This window comes from Achromobacter sp. T5-5 (genome assembly GCF_055397965.1).
This window is the reverse complement of sequence record NZ_AP027919.1, coordinates 2,915,846-2,933,050: the sequence shown is the minus strand read 5'-3', so window position 1 is coordinate 2,933,050 and position 17,205 is coordinate 2,915,846. Positions and strand designations below refer to the sequence as shown.

15 protein-coding genes are annotated in these 17,205 nt (G+C 69.4%); 3 read left to right on the top strand and 12 right to left on the bottom strand.

The window, feature by feature from the left end; all coding sequences use genetic code 11:
- Window positions 1-53 precede the first annotated feature (53 nt).
- The 4 genes from ACZ50Q_RS13260 to ACZ50Q_RS13245 form a co-directional block, all read right to left on the bottom strand.
- Window positions 54-1,181: a TRAP transporter substrate-binding protein gene (locus tag ACZ50Q_RS13260; RefSeq protein ID WP_464081811.1), complete on the bottom strand. Its 1,128-nt coding sequence runs from the start codon at window positions 1,179-1,181 to the stop codon at window positions 54-56.
- A 284-nt stretch (window positions 1,182-1,465) separates the two neighbouring features.
- Entirely contained in the window at window positions 1,466-2,989 is a 1,524-nt protein-coding gene (locus ACZ50Q_RS13255) for an amidase (protein WP_464081810.1), read from the bottom strand.
- A 12-nt stretch (window positions 2,990-3,001) separates the two neighbouring features.
- Window positions 3,002-3,982 carry a Bug family tripartite tricarboxylate transporter substrate binding protein gene (locus tag ACZ50Q_RS13250; RefSeq protein ID WP_464081809.1) on the bottom strand — a complete coding sequence of 327 codons (981 nt, stop codon included), beginning with the start codon at window positions 3,980-3,982 and terminating at the stop codon, window positions 3,002-3,004.
- 48 nt (window positions 3,983-4,030) lie between these two features.
- Complete coding sequence (locus tag ACZ50Q_RS13245; RefSeq protein WP_092578363.1) at window positions 4,031-5,380, bottom strand: D-serine ammonia-lyase; 1,350 nt, start codon at window positions 5,378-5,380, stop codon at window positions 4,031-4,033.
- Between the two features lie 120 nt (window positions 5,381-5,500).
- Between ACZ50Q_RS13245 and ACZ50Q_RS13240 the strand changes: the two genes are divergently transcribed.
- Window positions 5,501-6,430, top strand: a complete 930-nt coding sequence (locus ACZ50Q_RS13240; protein WP_464081808.1) for a LysR family transcriptional regulator — start codon at window positions 5,501-5,503, stop codon at window positions 6,428-6,430.
- Window positions 6,431-6,469: 39 nt separating this feature from the next.
- Here the strand turns inward: ACZ50Q_RS13240 and fhuE are convergent, their stop codons facing one another.
- From fhuE to ACZ50Q_RS13205, 7 genes are all read right to left on the bottom strand, one after another.
- On the bottom strand, window positions 6,470-8,665 hold the full coding sequence (gene fhuE, locus ACZ50Q_RS13235; protein ID WP_464081807.1) for a ferric-rhodotorulic acid/ferric-coprogen receptor FhuE: 2,196 nt from the start codon (window positions 8,663-8,665) through the stop codon (window positions 6,470-6,472).
- 118 nt (window positions 8,666-8,783) lie between these two features.
- On the bottom strand, window positions 8,784-9,539 hold the full coding sequence (locus tag ACZ50Q_RS13230) for a dienelactone hydrolase family protein (RefSeq protein ID WP_092578367.1): 756 nt from the start codon (window positions 9,537-9,539) through the stop codon (window positions 8,784-8,786).
- A 92-nt stretch (window positions 9,540-9,631) separates the two neighbouring features.
- Window positions 9,632-10,447: an AraC family transcriptional regulator gene (locus ACZ50Q_RS13225; RefSeq protein ID WP_092578369.1), complete on the bottom strand. Its 816-nt coding sequence runs from the start codon at window positions 10,445-10,447 to the stop codon at window positions 9,632-9,634.
- A 131-nt stretch (window positions 10,448-10,578) separates the two neighbouring features.
- A complete protein-coding gene (locus tag ACZ50Q_RS13220; protein WP_092578371.1) occupies window positions 10,579-11,220 on the bottom strand; it encodes a Vgb family protein in 642 nt (213 codons plus the stop codon).
- 31 nt (window positions 11,221-11,251) lie between these two features.
- Window positions 11,252-12,481, bottom strand: coding sequence for a helix-turn-helix domain-containing protein (locus ACZ50Q_RS13215; RefSeq protein WP_464081806.1), 1,230 nt, complete (start codon window positions 12,479-12,481; stop codon window positions 11,252-11,254).
- Window positions 12,482-12,583: 102 nt separating this feature from the next.
- The gene (locus tag ACZ50Q_RS13210) at window positions 12,584-13,936 is read right to left on the bottom strand and encodes an ATP-binding protein (RefSeq protein ID WP_464081805.1); all 1,353 of its coding nucleotides are present in this window, start codon (window positions 13,934-13,936) and stop codon (window positions 12,584-12,586) included.
- The gene (locus tag ACZ50Q_RS13205; protein WP_092578375.1) at window positions 13,933-14,595 is read right to left on the bottom strand and encodes a response regulator transcription factor; all 663 of its coding nucleotides are present in this window, start codon (window positions 14,593-14,595) and stop codon (window positions 13,933-13,935) included. The genes ACZ50Q_RS13210 and ACZ50Q_RS13205 overlap by 4 nt, the downstream gene beginning before the upstream one ends.
- Window positions 14,596-14,729: 134 nt before the next feature.
- Here ACZ50Q_RS13205 and ACZ50Q_RS13200 point away from each other — a divergent pair, with 134 nt between their 5' ends.
- Window positions 14,730-15,506, top strand: coding sequence for a MipA/OmpV family protein (locus ACZ50Q_RS13200; RefSeq protein WP_464081804.1), 777 nt, complete (start codon window positions 14,730-14,732; stop codon window positions 15,504-15,506).
- A gap of 51 nt (window positions 15,507-15,557) precedes the next feature.
- Here ACZ50Q_RS13200 and ACZ50Q_RS13195 read toward each other — a convergent pair whose 3' ends face one another.
- Window positions 15,558-16,160, bottom strand: coding sequence for a M23 family metallopeptidase (locus ACZ50Q_RS13195; RefSeq protein ID WP_464081803.1), 603 nt, complete (start codon window positions 16,158-16,160; stop codon window positions 15,558-15,560).
- 175 nt (window positions 16,161-16,335) lie between these two features.
- Between ACZ50Q_RS13195 and ACZ50Q_RS13190 the strand changes: the two genes are divergently transcribed.
- A complete protein-coding gene (locus ACZ50Q_RS13190; RefSeq protein ID WP_464081802.1) occupies window positions 16,336-17,199 on the top strand; it encodes a DUF3348 domain-containing protein in 864 nt (287 codons plus the stop codon).
- Window positions 17,200-17,205 lie beyond the last annotated feature (6 nt).

Sequence of the window (17,205 nt, the reverse complement as noted above, 5' to 3'; positions counted from 1 at the left end):
GGTGAGGCGCCGCGCGCCGGCCAGGCGGCGCGCGGGAGTGGCGCAGGACTGCGTCAGGCCTGCTTGGTGCTGCGCGAGAAGTAGTGGTTGTAGGCCATGCGGAAATTGACCGTCGTGTCGCCCTGCCAGCGCCCCACCCGCTCCGCAAACGCGCGCTGCGATTCCAGCACCTTCTTGAACAGCGGATTCTCGGCCGACCGCTTGGCGATCATGTCGTCCCAGATCTTGAGCTGTTGCTGCAGGATCGCGTCCGGCGTCTTGTAGAACTTGACGTTGTGATCCTTCTGCAGCTTGATGTAGTCCTGCGAGTAGCGGTTAGCCGCCTTCCAGGACATGTCGGCGCTGGATGCCTGGGCCGCATAGCTCAGGATGTGCTTCAGGTGTTCCGGCAAGGCGTCGTACTTCGCCTTGTTGAACAGGATCTCGAACTGTTCCGCGCTCTGGTGAAAGCTCTGCAGCATGCAGATCTTGGAGACGTCCTGGAAGCCAAGCGCCAGGTCGGACGAGGCGTTGTTGAATTCCGCGCCGTCCAGCAGGCCGCGGTCCAGCGCGGGCACGATCTCGCCGCCGGGCAGCGCGTTCACCGCCGCGCCCATGGCCGTGTACATATCGATGGCCAGGCCCACGGTGCGGAACTTCACGCCCTTGACGTCCTCGACCTTGGTGACCGGCCGCTTGAACCAGCCGAAGGGCTGCGTCGGCATCGGCCCGTACATCAGGGACTGCACGTTCACGCCCATGGCCTTCTGGATCTCGACCAGCAGTTCCTTGCCGCCGCCGTACTCGTGCCAGGCCAGCAGCGTGTTGGCGTCCATCCCGAACGAGGGACCCGAGCCCCACAGCGCCACGGCGGTGTTCTTGCCGTACCAGTAGGCCACCACGCCGTGGCCGCCATCCAGCGTCCCGGCCGACACGGCATCCAGCAGGTCGAAGGCCTTGACCACGGCGCCCGCGGGCAGGACCTCGATCTTCAACTGGCCGCCGGCCATCTCGTTGACCTTGTTGGCGTAGTCGCGCGCGAATTCGTGGAAGATGTCGTTCGCGGGCCAGGTGCTCTGGAACCGGAAGGAGATGGGTGCGTTCTGCGCCTTGACGACGGCGGGAAATCCTAGCGCCGCGGCGCCGGCGGCGGCTGCGCCGGAGATGAATTTGCGGCGGCGGGGCTTTGTAACGTGTTGCATGGCTTGTTGTCTCCTGGGGTGGACTACATGGACCAGCGTGTAGTTACTACTCCTGCATGGGCGCGGGATGGAAACGCCTGCTGCGGGCTTCCCGGTTCCGGACGATGCGTCTGATGCGTCTGATGCGCAACTTTGGAGTGATTAAACCTGCCTGACTAACGGCTGACAATCCGCTTTTGGTCAGGAGTTACCCTAGCAGATGAACTAGCCCAAAAATGCGAAAGGCCAGCGGCCGCATTGCGCGGCGCTGGCCCGATGGCCGACGCGGACGATGTCCGCGATCGCTACACCGCCGACACCTCCCCCACGTCGCCACCGCCCTGCAACAGCGGCGGCGCGGTCACGATGGAGGTCAGCGCCGGCTCGGCCGGACGCAACGTGGCAAGGTCCGGACGCGGACGCCGCAAGGCTTCCATGCCCGCGAACGCCTGCTCCATCGCCTGCGCCGCGGCCAGCACCTCGCGGTCGCCGCGAAAGCGCCCGACGATCTGCAGCCCGAACGGCATGCCCGCCTTATCGCGTCCGCACGGCAGCGTCAGCGCCGGATGCGTGGTCAGCGTGACGACGTAGGTCAGCGCAAGCCAGCGGTAGTAGTTCTCCTGGGCGACGCCGTTGATCTTGTCCGCATACAGCTGCGTCCACGGAAACGGCGAGACCGGCGTGGTGGGCGACAGGATGAGATCGTAGTCGTCGTAGGCGCGCTGGAAGCGCTTGATCAGGCGCGTCTGCTCGGCCTGTGCCCAGGCGCAATCCTTCAGGCTCATCGCCGCGCCCATCTCGAAGTTGGCGCGGGTGTTCGGACCCAGGCTGGACGGGTCTTTTTCGTAGGCGTCGCGCATGCCGGCCACGAAGGCCTCGGCGCGCAGCACGTCGAAACAGCGATGGGCTTCGCCCACGTCCAGTTCGATGGGATCGCAGGCGGCGAACAGATGCCGCATGGCCGCGATCTTTTCCCGGAAGGCGGCGCGTATGCCGTCATCCACGTCGCACGCGCCGAAGTCTTCCGTATACGCCACCCGCAGCGAGCCCAGGTCCGCAACGCCTGGGTTCAGGAATTGCAGCGGGTCCAGCGGATAACTGAGCGGATCGCCCGCGTGCGGCCCCGCGCTGGCGGCCAGTTGCAGGCAGGCGTCGGCGACGGTGCGGCCCATCGGCCCCACCACGGAGATCGGCGTCCAGCCCAGCGGCTTGCGCACGCTGGGCACGATGCCGGGCGACGGCCGGAAGCCGACGACCCCGCACTTGGACGCGGGAATGCGCAGCGAGCCGCCGGTATCCGAGCCCGTGCACACCGGCAGCATGTCGCTGGCCAGCGCGGCCGCGGAACCGCCCGACGAGCCGCCCGCGTTCAGGTTGGGGTTGAAGGGATTGCCGGTCGCGCCCCACACGGTGTTGCGCGAATTGGCGCCCGCGCCCATTTCGGGCACGTTGGTCTTGGCGGCGACGATGGCGCCTGCGCGGCGCAGGCGGGCGACCAGCTCGATGTCCTCGTCGGGCACGTAGCCGCGATAGAGCGGCGAGCCGTAGGTGGTCAGGACGCCCGCGGTGGGTTCCAGGTCCTTGACCCCCATCGGCAGGCCGTGCAGCAGGCCCAGGGGCTCGCCTGCCATCACCGCGCGCTCCGCCTCGCGCGCCTCCGCCCTCGCCCGCTCATAGGCGGTGGCGGTGACGGCGTTCACGTACGGATTGACGGCCTGGATGCGCGCGATGCAGGCCTCCAGCAATTCCACCGGCGAAAGCTGCCGCGCGCCGATCATGCGCCGCAGTTCAACCGCGGTCAGCGATACCAGGGTGTCGTCCAATGCCATCGTCGTGTTCCTTCAATCGACCTTGATGTTGGCCCGCTGCGCGACTTCACGCATGATGGGCAGTTCCTTCTGGATCAGCGCCTCGCCCTCGGCGGCGCTGGAGTAGGCGGCTTCGAAGCCCTGCGCCTCCAGGCTCTTGACCACCTCGGGCGATTCGACCGTGGCCTTGAGCGCCTTTTCCAGGCGGGTCTTCACGTCCGCCGGCAGGCCGCGCGGCGCGGCGAGCATCAGCCACGTATCCATCGCCACCGACGGATAGCCCTGTTCGGCGAACGTGGGCACGTCCGGCAGGAACGACGAGCGCTTGGGGCTGGAGACGGCCAGCACCCGCACCTTGCCCTGCTTGCTTTGCGGCAGGGCCGCGGCCACGGTGTCGACCGAGAACGGAATCTGTCCGCCGATCAGGTCGGTCATGGCGGGCGCGCTGCCCTTGTACGGCACGTGCGTCATCTTCACATTGGCGGCCGCCATGAAGGCTTCGCCCACGAAATGCGACGTGGTGCCGGTGCCGAACGAGCCGTAAGGCGGCTGGTCATGGGCCGGATCCTTCACATACGCCACGAACTCCTTCAGGTCCTTGACCGGGACCTTGGGATTGGCCAGGAGGGCCAGGCCCGTGCGGCCGACGATGCCGATGGGCTCGAAGCTCTTGACGGGGTCGTACGGCAGCTTGCTCTGGATGGCCGGGTTCACCGTGAAGGTCGTGCCCGAGCTGACCAGCAGCGTGTAGCCGTCCGGCGCAGCCTTGGCGACGTACCCGGCGCCGATCACCGTGCCGGCGCCCGCGCGGTTTTCCACCACGATGGTTTGGCCCAATTCCTGGCCCAGCTTCTGCGCCACCACGCGGCCCAGCACATCCGTGGCGCCTCCTGGCGGAAAGGGCACGACCAGCGTGATCGGGCGGCTGGGATAGGCATCCTGGGCCGCGGCGGGGGCAACGGCGCCGAAGGCGCTGGCGACGGCGAGACTGACTGCAAGAAACGAGGTTTTCATGGCGGTGCTCGAAGGGAGGTGGTGGAAAGGCGGCGCGTCTGTCGGCGCCTAGGTACCGGCCGCGAGCGATCGCCCGCGGCTCAGGAAACGGTCATATTCTTCGTCGGGCACGAACAGGCCGCCCGTGGTCCAGGCCAGGTGCGTGGCGCGCGGCAGGTGCGGCAGGAGCCCCTGCGCCTCCAGCCACGCCCGGCCGGCGTCGGTGCCGCACAGGTGACGCGGCCCGCTGAATCCGGCCGCGGCCGACGGTTCGATGCGCAGGCCCTCGCTGTCCTTGAGCCGGGCCAGGTCGGCGTAGAGCGTGTCGTCCTGCACGGTGTAGACCCCGCGCAGGTGGGCGCCCACCGCCGCATACGCCAGCTCCGAGGCGGTCGGCACGGCCAGCCCGTCGGCTTCGGTCACATTGGTGAGCCCCACGTCGTAGACCGACGCGCTGGCCGGCGCGCCGGGCAATTCGCCGTGGCCGGCCATCATGCGCACCATGAAGCACGGCGACTGCACCGGCTCGGCGAAAAAGCAATGGACGTGCGGGCCATAGAGCTGCGTCAGTCCGAAGGCGATGCCGCCCGGCGCGCCGCCCACGCCGCACGGCAGGTAGACAAAAAGGGGATGCTCGGCGTCGACGCGCACGCCGGATTCGCCAAGCTGGATGCGCAGGTGCAGCGCCGCGGCGGCGTAGCCCATGAACAGGGACGCGGAGCGCTCGTCGTCCACGAAATAGCCATACGGATCGGCCTCAACCTGCGCCCGGCCGGCGGCCACGGCCTTTTCGTAGTCGCCCGCGTGCTCGACGACCTCGACCCCGCGTGCGCGCAGCCGCGCCTTCTTCCAGGCCTTGGCGTCGGCCGACATGTGCACGGCCGACCTGAAACCCAGCGCCGATGCGATCACGCCGATGGACAAACCCAGGTTGCCCGTCGAGCCCACGGCCACCTGGTAGCGGCCGAAGCAGGCGCGCGCCAAGGGGCCCGCCAGCTTGCGGTAGTCTTCGCCCGGACGCAGCAGGCCCTCGCGCAGCGCCAGCGATTCGGCAAATTCCAGCACTTCGTGGATGCCGCCCCGGGCCTTGATGGACCCGGCGACGGGCAATGCATGGTCGGCCTTGATCCACAGGCGTCCCGCGCTGTGCGGCAGGCCGATGGCCGCCTGCATGGCGGCGGCGGGCAGCAGCGGCGACTCGATCACGCCGTTCGTCTCGGCCAGTTCGGGAAAAAGCTCGGCCAGCAGCGGCGCGAATCGCGCAAACCGCTCCTGGGCCGACAGCACCTGATCCATCAGGAAATGCGCGCCGGGGCCCCCGGCCGAACCGGAGGCGACAGGCCCGGTCCACAGCACCGGCCTTGCCTGCCGGAGCGATTCCAGAACGGGGGACGGGGAAGAAACGTCGGATTGAAACATTGCGGTGATACCCGGTTGTCGGCACGATCGATGCCCACATCCTAGAGTCGCTCCGCGGTTTGCAGCAATATCAATGGTTAGAATTCTTCTTTGCGCTTTCCGCAAACCTTGGATCCCGCCATGAACCCTCGCGTCCTGCAGGAAATCTCCCTGCGCTATTTTTTGGAAGTGGTGCGCACCGGCTCGGTCAGCGAAGCCGCCGCACGCCTGGATGTCGCGCCCTCGGCCGTCAGCCGCCAGATCGCCCGCGTCGAACGCGAACTGGGCACCCTGCTGTTCGAGCGCCGCGCGCGCGGCATGGTGCCCAACGCCGCCGGCGAACTGCTGGCCGCGCACGCCAAGCGCATGCAACAGGACGTGGAACGGGTGGCGGGCGACATCCTGGCGCTACGCGGCCTGCGGCAGGGCCACGTGCGCATCGTCAGCACGGAAGGCTATGCGTCGGAGTTCGTGCCTGCGGCGATCGCCGCGTTCCGCCAGCACTATGCGGGGATCCGGTTCTCGCTCGACGTCTGCTCGCAGCAGGAGATCCCCCAACGCATCCGGGACGGCTCGGCCGACATCGGCGTCACGCTCAGCCTGACCTCGCAGCGGGACATCCGGGTGGAAATGCGCGTGCCCGCCCCGGTCCGGGCGATCCTGGCCGCCGACCATCCGCTGGCCGGGCGTCGCGAGTTGGCGCTGGCGCAACTGGTCCCCTACCCGCTGGCGCTGCCAACGCCGGATTCCACGCTGCGCCAATTGATCGACATCAGTTGCAGCCGCCAGCAACTGCGTTGCGAGCCGGCGTTCACCAGCCGCAGCATCGACGCGCTGGTCGGCTTTGCCAGCGCGGGCGGCGGCATCGCCTTCTGCGGCGAGCTGGCGATCCGCAATCGCCTGCAGTGGGGCAGGATCGTCGCCCTGCCATTGCGCGACCGCGAAATGAACGAACGCCATTTCGAGGTGCAGACGCTGGCCGGGCGCATCCTGCCCGAAGCCGCCAAGGCCTTCATCGCCAGCATCGCGGACGCGGCGCGGGCGCCGTCCGGCCAGGACGGGCCCGCGTGACGCGCTGAACGGCCAGTTCGGCCAGGGCGGTCGGGACGGTCAGTACTGGTAGCGCATCGTCAGCATCGCGCTGCGGCCCGCGGCCCATGCCCCCTGGCTGTAGAAGCCGATCTGGCTGTAGTACTTGCGGTCGAACACGTTGTTCACGTTGAGCTGCGCCGACAGGCTGCGGTTGAAGCGGTAGCGGGCCATCAGGTTGGTGATTGCGTAGCTGCCCTGCCCCACGCGTTCATCGCCGTTGGGACCGCTGGCGATGGTGTAGACGTGGCTTTGCCAGTTCACGCCGCCGCCCACGGTCAGGCGATGCCAGTCGCCCGGCAGTTGATAGGTCGTGAACACGCGCACCAGGCTGCGCGGCTGGTCGGTCTGGATCGCGTTGCCTTCGCCATCGCTCGCGGTCCAGTGCGACCAGCCGGCCGCCACGTTCCACCCCGGCGTCACTTCACCCGACAGCTCCAGGTCGAAGCCGCGGCTGCGCGTTCCCTGCGCGGCCGTGTAGGCCTGGTTCGTCGTGCCGGGCACGATCTGGCCCGGATCCACCTGCGCCACGTTGTCCTGGTCGATCTGGAAGATCGCCGCGCTGCCGTTCAGGCGGCCGTCCAGCCACTCGCCCTTGATGCCGGCTTCGTAGGACTTGCCCTCCAGCGGGTCGAGCCAGTTGGCGTCGCGGTCCTGATAGGTTTGCGGATTGAAGATGCCCGTGTAGCTGACGTAGGCGGTGTAGGTGTCGTTGATGTCGTAAAGCAGGCCCGCGTAGGGCGTGAAGGCATTCTTGTCGAATTCGGTGCGGCCTTCGCCGCCGAAGCCGACCGAGTTCGTCTTCCAGGTGCTGTAGCGTCCGCCCACGATGAGCTTGAGCGGGTCGGCCAGGTTCAGGCGCAGGGCGCCGTACCAGCCGGTCTGCGTGGTGGTGTAGCGGCTGGCGATGATGGAATCGTTCCAGTCGGGCTCGGGATACGAACCGTTCCAGTTCAGGAAGTTGCCCACGCCGGCCGCGTCGATCGGGGAGCGGTAGTCGAAGTCGCCCTTCTGGCGGCTGAAGCTGGCGCCCACCACCGCCTCGTGGCGTCGGCCGAACAGCGTGAACGGCCCGTTGGCCTTCAGGTCCAGCGAATTCTGCTTGCGGTCGCCCAGGTACCACGCGGGCGACGCACCCATGCCCTCGCCGGTCTCGCGGTCGGGCCAGCCATACAGGTACAGCAGCTTGCCGTCCATTTCATTCTTGGAATAGGACGCCGTGGCCTGCACGCGCCAGTCGTTGTCGAAGCGATGGTCCAGGGTGGCGAAGGCGCCCTGCGTGGTGCTGCCCCACGAGGTCCAACGCGCGCCGGTGTTCAGCGAACGGCGCCAGTCGGTGCGGCCGCCGTCCGCGTACCAGAGCGGGAATCCGCCCCAGCTGCTGCCTTGCGGGTCGTTGTCCTGGTAGTTGTAGCCGACGCTCAGGGTGGTGCGCGAGCTCAGGTCGGCGTCCACCACGCCGTAGAACACCTTCTTCTGGTTCTGGTAGTAGTCCAGGTACGAGTGGTTGTCCTGGTATGCGGAAACGATGCGCCCGCGCACGCTGCCGCTGGCGTTGAGCGGTGAGGACAGGTCGGCCGTCACGCGATAGGTGTCCCAATTGCCCACCCCCGCGCTCAGGTCTGCCTTGAACTCGCGGCTGTCGGCATGCTTGCGCACCAGGTTGATGGAGGCCGACGGATTGCCCGCGCCCGTCATGAGGCCCGTGGCGCCGCGCACGATTTCCACGCGGTCGTAGATGATGGGGTCGACGGACGACTCGCCCGCCGCGTAGCCCACGTCAAAGGCCGTGGGCACGCCGTCGTACATGTAGTTGGTAATGCTGAAGCCGCGCGAATTGAAGGTGTAGCGCTCGCTGTCGAAGTTCTGCACCGAGATGCCCGGCGTGCTGGACATCACGTCCACGAGCGACCGCATATCCTCGTCTTCCATGCGCTGGCGCGTCATGACGGTGACCGATTGCGGCGTCTCGCGCAGCGACAGGGACAGGCCCGTGCTGGCCGCGGTGGCGCGGGGCGTGTAGGAACCCGTTCCTTCCGTGGTCGCGGGATTGGCGTCGTCGCCCACCACCTGCACCGAAGGCAGCGTGGCCACGCCGGCGTCCTGGGCCGTGGCGGCGGCCGAGGCCAGCGCCAGCACGACAAGCGCAGGCGTGCGGCGCAGTGCGAAACGAGGGTGAACGACGGGGCGTCGGCCGACGGGCCTTTCTGCTTGCATAGTGACTTCCTACCAGGTTGGTCTGCGATGACAAATCGGCACGAAGTGTAAATGCAACTCCTTCTCATATCTATGTATTGTTGTTTTTTCCCATTGCTGCGACACCCCCGCCCCTGTATCAGTCCCCGCCCTCGCGGGACAGCGCGTGCGCAAGATGCGCGCGCATCGCCGACCAGGATCGCGCATCGGCCAGGGGGTCATACACCAGCCCGCGTTCCGGAAACCGGGCGCCCGGAAAGGTGAACGCGTGGCGCGCGTGGCCATAGGCGTGAAGCTGCCAGTCCGCGCCGGCTTCGGTCAGTTCACGGGCGATCGCCAGCACATCGGCGGGCGGCGCCACCGGATCTTCCCAGCCGTGCAGCAGCAGGACGCGGGCATCGATCCGCCCCGCCGGGAGGCCCGCTGGCGGATGCAGCACGCCGTGAAAGCTGACGGCGGCGGCCAGATCGGCAGGCGCCGCGCGGGCCAGATCCAGGGCGCACAGTCCGCCGAAGCAATATCCCGCCACGGCCATCCGCGCCGGGTCCACGCCGGGCAGGCGGCGCGCCGCCGCGTACCCGGTCAGCAGGCGGCGCCGCAGCAGCATCCGGTCCGCCAGCAGCGGGCTCATCAGCGAGGTGTTGTCGCCCAGCGGGTCGCCGCGAACGCCCTTGCCATAGACATCCAGTGCGAAGCAGACGTAGCCCAATCCCGCATAGCGCTCAGCCAGCCGCCGCGTCGGATCGTTCAGGCCGCTCCATTCGTGCGCCAATACGACGCAGGCACGCAAGCGCGCGGATGGGCCGGGATCGACCGCATACCCTTCAAAGGTGAGGTCGCCGTCGGTGTAGTCGATGGCCTGCGCGCGCAGGACGGGCGGGGGTTCAGGCAGCATGGCCGGCTCTCCAGAAAAAAAGGAAGGCCGATCGTAGGCGGCCGCCGCGGCGCCGTATTGAACGAATGGGACAGGGGGAGCGCGACGCTTGCCTAGAGGTAGAACGCGGGCCCCGGCGTTCCCGCATCCGGGCGGAACTGCGCTGCCAGCGCCGAGCCGCCGCCGCGCGCATAGCTGCCGGGCGTCACGCCCAGCCTGCGCCGCCAGTTCCTGATCTGGTGCGCCTGGTCGCTAAAGCCGGCCAGCGGATCGCCGCGTCCGGACTGCACGTCGCGCAGACTGCGATGCAGGCGCTCCAGATCGGCCATTTCCTTGGGCCCGACGCCCAGATGGCGGTGGAACCACCGTTGCAGCTGGCGCCGGTCGGTCTGCGCAGCCTGGGCGGCCTGTTCGACCCGGCCTCCGGCGCGCAGCACCGCGTGCGCCGCCGCGACGCGCATGCCTTCCGGCACGCACCGGGCGCGGTCCAGCCGGGCCAGGAGCCATCGGTCGATCTGGGCGGCGATGCGCACGGGTCCGGCCTGCGCGTCCACGCAGTCGGCCAGCGATGCCGCGGCTGCGTCGCCGGCAAGCGCGCCCAGGTCGGCGAGGCAGTCCGCGCCGCCGGCCTGCACATGCGGAAACAGGCGCAGGACGCCCGGGACGGTCAGCATCGCCATCATGAAGCAGGTCTCGGACCAGGAACGCCATTCCCGCACGCGGGACTGCAGCCCCAGCATCGAGACGCGCGGCACCAGCGCGCCGTCGCGCGTGGCGTTCGGCCGCCCCATATTGACGGACAGCACCGCCAGCGGAATCGGACTGGTGCGGATAGCCTGCCCCGCGAAGACTCCCGGCAGGTCCTGGACGAACCAATAGGCCTGCACAAGGCCGGCAAGCGGCGGGGCGGGAGGCAGGGACAGGAACATGCGCGGCAATCTATCACAGGGCCGGGCGCGGCGGGCAGGTCTGGAACGCGGTTGAACCCGCCGCCCGGCCCTTCGCCTCGGCCTTCGTCATGGGGCAGCTTCGCCGCGGCCTCAACCCGGATCCGGCCTTCTCAACCCTCCCTGCCCGGACGCTGGACGGCGCGCACCTTGCCGCTTTCTCCGCCGCCGCAGTAGAACCGGGCGCCGCCGTCGGATTCCAGCCCCGACACGCCGATGCCCGCCGGCAGCTCCACCGCCTCCAGCACTTCGCCGGTGCGCGGCTCCACGCGCCGCAACTCGCTTTCATCCGCTTCCCAGGTGCCGTGCCACAGTTCGCCATCCACCCAGGTCACGCCGGTGACGTAGCGGTTGGACTCGATGGTGCGCAGCACCTGGCCGGTGGCCGGATCGACCTGGTGGATCTTGCGGTCGCGATAGGCGCCTACCCACAGGCTGCCTTCCGCCCAGGCCATGCCCGACACGCCCTCGCCGCCGGGCGCGGGGATGGTGGACAGGACCTTGCCGGTCTGCGGATCGACCTTCTGGATGCGGCCGTCGGCAATCTGGTAGAGATGCGTGCCGTCAAAGGCCGTGCCCGCGTTGGCGGTCAAGTCGAGCGTGCGCGAGGTCTGGCCCGTGGCGGGGTCAAGGGCGACCAGGCTGGCGCCGGTGGCGAACCACACCTGTGCGCCGTCGTACGTCAGTCCATGCACGGCATCGACGCCCGGGAACGGGCCATATTCGCGCAGGATTCGGGCTTGCGATCGTTTCATGGTGGCTTCCTTTTGTAGGGGTCCGTCCATGCTACTGGCCCGGCAGGATGGCCGGGAGTAACAAGCTTGTCGTGAATCCGGGCACGGGCGGCAGCATCCAGCGCCGGGCGCGCCCCTGGCCGTAGGCCTGCACCCGGCCGGCCGCGGCCAGCGCGTCCAGCGCCCGCTGCACGGTGCGCTGGCTGGTTCCCATGACGAGCGCCAGCGCCGAACTCGACCACCCCTCGCCATCGGCCAGGAAGGCGAGCAGCGCGCCCTGCTCCGGGTCCACGTCCCCGGCGGCGGGCGCCAGCACCGCCACGTCGCGCCCGCCGCCGGGCGTGAGCAGGTAGCCATGACGGGTGGCGCTGACGCTGGCGAGTCCGCGGACCGCCGCGCGCAGGCGGCCCATTTCCACGCGCAGGCGCGCGCGGTGCGTGTCGTCGAAATAGCGGGTGCGAAACGCCTGCACGATGAGCGTCTCGCGGTCCACGTCGTGCGGCCAGCCCTGCGCCAGCGCCCGGACCAGCGCAAACAGCACCGGCCGGCCGGCGAGCGCGACGCACGCGTCCGCGCGGCGCAAGGCATGCCGGCAGCCGTCCACGACCAGCGCGCCGGACGCCAGCAGCGCCTCGACCTCGTCCAGCAGCAAGGGCCGCTCGCCGTCGCGTCCCATGCGCCGCGCGACCGGCGTTTCCATGGCCTGCGCCGCGCTGCGCACTTCCGTCACCAGCGCCGCAATGCCCGCCTCGCCCGCCGCGCGCTCGGCACGCGACAGCGCGGCCCTCGCCAACCCGGCCTCCTGGCGGCGCATGGCAATGCCGGCCACGATCAGGTCGTGGATGGCGCGCGAAGCCCAGGGCAAGGAGGCAGCCTCGATGCCTGCGAGCGTGCGGTCCGCGTCGTCCAGCCGCCCCAGCAGCAATTGCCGGCGCGCCGCCAGATGCAGCGCGTGCGCCGCGTTGACGAGGTCGCCGTGCGCCTGCAGGGTGGCTCGGGCGGCATCCAGACTCTTGTCGGGGCTGCCCAGATCGCGTGCGGCTAGCGCGATCTCCGCTTCCGCGACGACGCAGCGGGCCCGGGGAACGGCCGCCTGCGGGCCGAAGGCGCGGGCGGCGCCGCGCAGCAGCGTGCGGGCGCGCGCCAGATCGCCCAGTTGCGCCATGGCGATGCCGCGCAGAGCCAGCGCAGGGGCATCGTCCCGCAAGGCCACGTGGTTCAGCGCGGCCAGGGGATCGCCGGCCGCCAGCGCGCGCGCCGCGGATGCGATCAGAAAGTCCATGAGGAATCCGCCAATGCCCACCCCGTTGCCCGGTCCGGCATCCAATCTACACCAAGCGCCCGCGGGCGCGGCGGCGCGCCCGGCCGCCCCCCGCCGCGCGCTTCAGGCCGGCGGGAACGCCACCGTCAGTCCGACGCCGGCGCCGTCCAGCCCTTCGCTCACCGTCACGGACGCGCCGTGCTGGCGCGCGATCTGCGCCACCAGCGACAGGCCGATGCCGCTGCCCCCGGCCGGCGCGCCGGCGGCGCGATAGAACCGATCGAACACCCTGCGGCGCTCCGCGGGCGCGATGCCCGGGCCGTCGTCCGCCACGCGCAGGAAAGCCCCGCCGTCCGGCACGGGACCGCAGGACACCGTGATCCGGCCACCGCCCGGCGTATAGCGGACCGCGTTATCCAGCAGGTTGCCCAGCAGCACGCCCAGCGCGTCCAGATTGCCCATGACCGCGCAAGGCCGCACGTCCAGGGTCAGCCGCTGCCCCGCCCGGCCGGCGCAGGCTTCCCAATCGCGCGCCAGCAAGGCGACCAGCCCGTCCAGTCCGACCTTTTCCGGCGCCTGCGCGCTATCGACCAGGGCGTCCATGCGGGCCTGGTCCAGCAACTGCTCTGCGATGCGCGTGGTCCGCTGCGCGACCAGGCGCAGTTTTTCGGCCGCCTGCGTGGATTCGGCCGAGCCCGCGCTGCGCGCGACCAGTTCGGCGTGCGCGCTCAGCGCCGCCAGCGGCGTGCGCAGTTCATGCGCGGCGTTTTCGAGGAAGCGCCGTTCGCGGTCCAGCGCCCCCTTCACGCGCAGGAGCAACTGGTTGATCGACCGGATGAACGGACGCAGTTCGCCCGGCATGCCCGCCAGCGGCAGCGCGGCCAGGTCGAACGGACCGCGCCGCTCGATGGCCGCGCCCGCGCGGTCGACCTTTCGGAACGCCCGCCCGATCACCACGCAGGTCACCGCGGCCAACAGCAGGAACAGGATGGAAACGATGACCAGGCCGCGCGTCGCATTGGCCAGCATCTTGGCGCGCAGCTCGCTCTGCGAATACGCCAGTTGCACCTGCACCTTGCCGCTCGCGTCGGTGACCGAATACACGCGCCAATTCACGCCGCCCGCGGCGCTGTCCGTGTAGCCGTCTTGAAACGACGGATTCAAGGGCTGCGCGGGCGACTCCCTGGATTGCAGCAACGGCCGCCTTTCGGGCAGGGACCAGACCTGGAAGCTCGCCCGGTCGCCGTTGAACTGGACGGTCGGCGGCAACGCGAAGCGCTCGGCCGGGGCCACGTTGCCCAGCAGGCTGACGGGCATGGCCGTCAGGAGCTGGTTCGCCCCGTCGTAAAGCCCCTGATCTTGCAGGCCTGTTTGCGCGCGCCGCGTCTCGAACTGCTGGAACGCGAACACGAAGATCCAGGCCAGCAACAGCGTCAGCAGCAGCGTGACGGTCAATTGCCGTTGCAGGTTTTTCATTGGTCCGACTCGATGCGGTAGCCCATGCCATGCACGGTCGTGATCAGCTTGTCGCCCAGCTTGCGGCGCAGTTGATGGATGTACACGGCCACCGTGTTGCTTTCCAGCGCGGCGCTGTGACCGTAGACGGCGGTTTCGAGCTGCTCGCGGTTGACGGTGTGGCCGATGCGCTCCATCAGCGCCAGCAGCGTCCGGTACTCATGCGCGCTCAGGCTGACCTCGACCCCGTCGCGCGTCACGCAGCGCCGGGCCGGGTCGAGCGCAATGTCGCGGCAGCGCAGCGCGGAAACGACGGCATTGCTGCTGCGCCTGACCACCGCGCGCAGCCGCGCGTGCAGCTCATCGAGCTGAAAGGGCTTGACGATGTAGTCGTCGGCGCCCGCATCCAGTCCCTGCACCCGTTCGCTCAGGCGGTCGCGCGCGGTAATGATGAGAACCGGGGTGGCGTCATAGCGCGACCGCAGGTGCTTGAGCACCGCCAGGCCGCTCCCGTCGGGCAGGCCCAGGTCCAGCAGCACGGCGTGAAATCCATGCTCCACCAGCGCCAGGCGCGCCTCGGACACGCTGCGGACCCAATGCGCGTCGGCGCCCGATTGATTCAGGCTGGTGTGCAAGGCGTCGCCCAGCATGGCGTCGTCTTCAACTAGCAGGACACGCAAGACAGCTCCAGAAAAGCATAACGGCGCAAGCATGCCCGCGCCGCTTTAAAAACTTTTTAAAACCCGGCGCCCACAATGCGCACCGTTCGCGGCGGGCATGACGCCCCTCGCGCATCCCTGTAGAAAGGAATGGAATGAAGCTGGGTATCTTAACAAGCGCTCCCCTGGCTGCCGCCGCCGTGCTGGCCGCGGCCGCCGGCAGCGCGCGCGCCGACGAAGGCGGCAACAACTTCATCGGACTGGGGGTAGCCGCCCTGCCCGTCTACGAAGGCTCGCGCGAGTACCGCGCGCTGCCGGTGCCCCTGATCAACTACCAATCGGGCAGCTTCTTCATCTCGCCCCGCGCCGGCCTGCCCGCGATGGGCTTGAAAGCCGATCTGGCGCCAGATTGGAACGCCGGTGTCTTTGTCGGCATGGAGCTTGGCCGCGACGCGTCCGACGCCGACCGCACGCGCGGCCTGGACGATATCGATTTCCACGGCGCCTACGGGGCATTCGTCGAATGGTCGCCGGGCCCTTATTCCTTGATGGCCGCCTACCGCCAGGCCGCGCACAGCGGCTACGGCGGAACGCTGGAGTTGCGGGCCACCTACGCCGCCTGGCACGACGCGAACAACCGGCTCTCGGTGGGCGCCAGCACGCAATGGGCCAACGGCGACGCGATGCAGACCTGGTTCGGCGTCACGCCGTCACAGGCCGCGCGTAGCCGCGAAGGCCTGGACGCGTACTCGCCGTCGGCGGGCTTCAAGTCCGTCGCGCTCTTCGGCACGTGGGCCCACCGCTTCGACGCGAAGTGGAGCGCGATCACCACGCTGGGCGTCAACACGCTCGTGGGCGACGCCCGCGACAGTCCCCTGACCGAAAAGAAGACAAACGTCTTTGCCAACGTGGGCGTGGTCTACGCCTTCTGATGCCCGGCTGCTGCCCGCCAAGACGCGCCGGTTCATCGACGTCCCGGCGGACTATCTGGACGGCGCCGCATCCTGCGCCCGGCCGGAGACCGCGGTCGCCAACGCCGGCGCGGGCGCACGCAGTAACGGATAGGGGTTGAGCGCCCCGCCGGCCGCATAGATGCCGTAGTGCAGATGCGGCGGCGTCCCCTTGGCGTTCCCGGTATTGCCGACGAAGCCCAACACGTCGCCCGGCGCGACGAGCTGGCCGCGGCGGATGTCCGCGTAGCCGTCCAGGTGCGCGTAGTAATGCATCTGCCGGCCCGGCCCCATCACCCAGACCACCTGGCCGCCCAGGGTGTTCTCGCCGATGCGCGTGACCACGCCCTGCGTGGCGGACAGCACGGGCGTGCCGCGCTTGGCGAAGATGTCGATGCCTTCATGGCTGCGGCCGCCCGAGCGCGCCGCGCCCCACGTATCGGTCAGTTGGCGCGGGGCGATGCCCTGGACCGGCACGGGCAGCGAGCTGGGCGCGTCCAGCCAGGACAGCCGCGCCATGTGCCACGGCGCGCGCGCCGCGTCGGGCAGGCGCGGCCAGGCCCAGACCGCAAGCCCGGCCAGCGCGGCAAGCAGGAGGAGGCGTCGGGCAAGTCGCAAGGGCGTACGGGCGTCCATGAAAGGTTCGACGACGGCACCCGCGAGGGGTTCCCCGGGGTCCGCGCGCGTCACAGTGTTACACACGGCCGCAATCCGGCCCCAATTTGCGCCCTGGACTTGCCCTGGCGCGTCCCGGAGCGGCCCTCCCGCCCCGCCCCAGCGTGTAAACTCCCCCCTTTTTGACTCTGGTGGTATGTTGCAAGCCCCCCAGCGCACAGGTTTAAGCGGCCCGACGCTCATTCGCTTGCTGACTCGCCTGACGGACGCGGATGTCCAGCAGTCCAGGCAGTCGCTATCCGACCATCTGAGCCAATGGCTTGGCTGGACGGACGCGATCGCCCTGTCGGCGGCGCTGAACACGAGTCCGCCCGTGATTGCGCCCGGCGCCCGCCTGTTCAGCAGTGCCGAAGAGCGCGAGTGCGTGCGCGTGCGCACCACCTTGGCGGACGCCATTGCCAGCGACACGGCGGCCACGGCCGCCAGGCGCGTCACGCCCGGGACCGCCCCCGCGCGGGCGCCGTCAAAGAAGCTGGCTGCCGTCCTGGCCGAGGACGAGTTCGATTATTCAAGTTTCCGCCAGCGATATCTGTCGCTGCAGCACACGATGGAAACCAGCATCGGCAACCTGCGCAGCCGCCTGCGCGGGATGGTGGCGGCGCGCAACGGGGAATGGACGCGGCTGGCGGTGGTCGACGCGATCATGGACCGCGCGCTGCTGCCCAAGGAGCGGGCCCTGCTGGGCGCGATTCCGAAGCTGCTGCAAACGCATTTCGACAGGCTGCGCAAGGCCGACGAAGCCGCGCGGGCCGGGGCCACGGCCCAGGCCGAGGCGGCGGAACTGGCGGATCCGGCGGACGCCGCCGCGCAGGCCGATGCCGACCCGGGCGCGCCCGCCAGCGATGCCGCGCCGGCCAGCCCGGAACCGGCGGCCCCGCCGCCGCCCCCAGGGGCGTGGCTGGACACGTTTCGCGCCGACATGCGCGCCGTCCTGCTTGCCGAGCTGGATGTTCGTTTACAACCGGTCGAAGGGCTGCTCGCCGCCCTTCGCACCAGCTAATTAGGA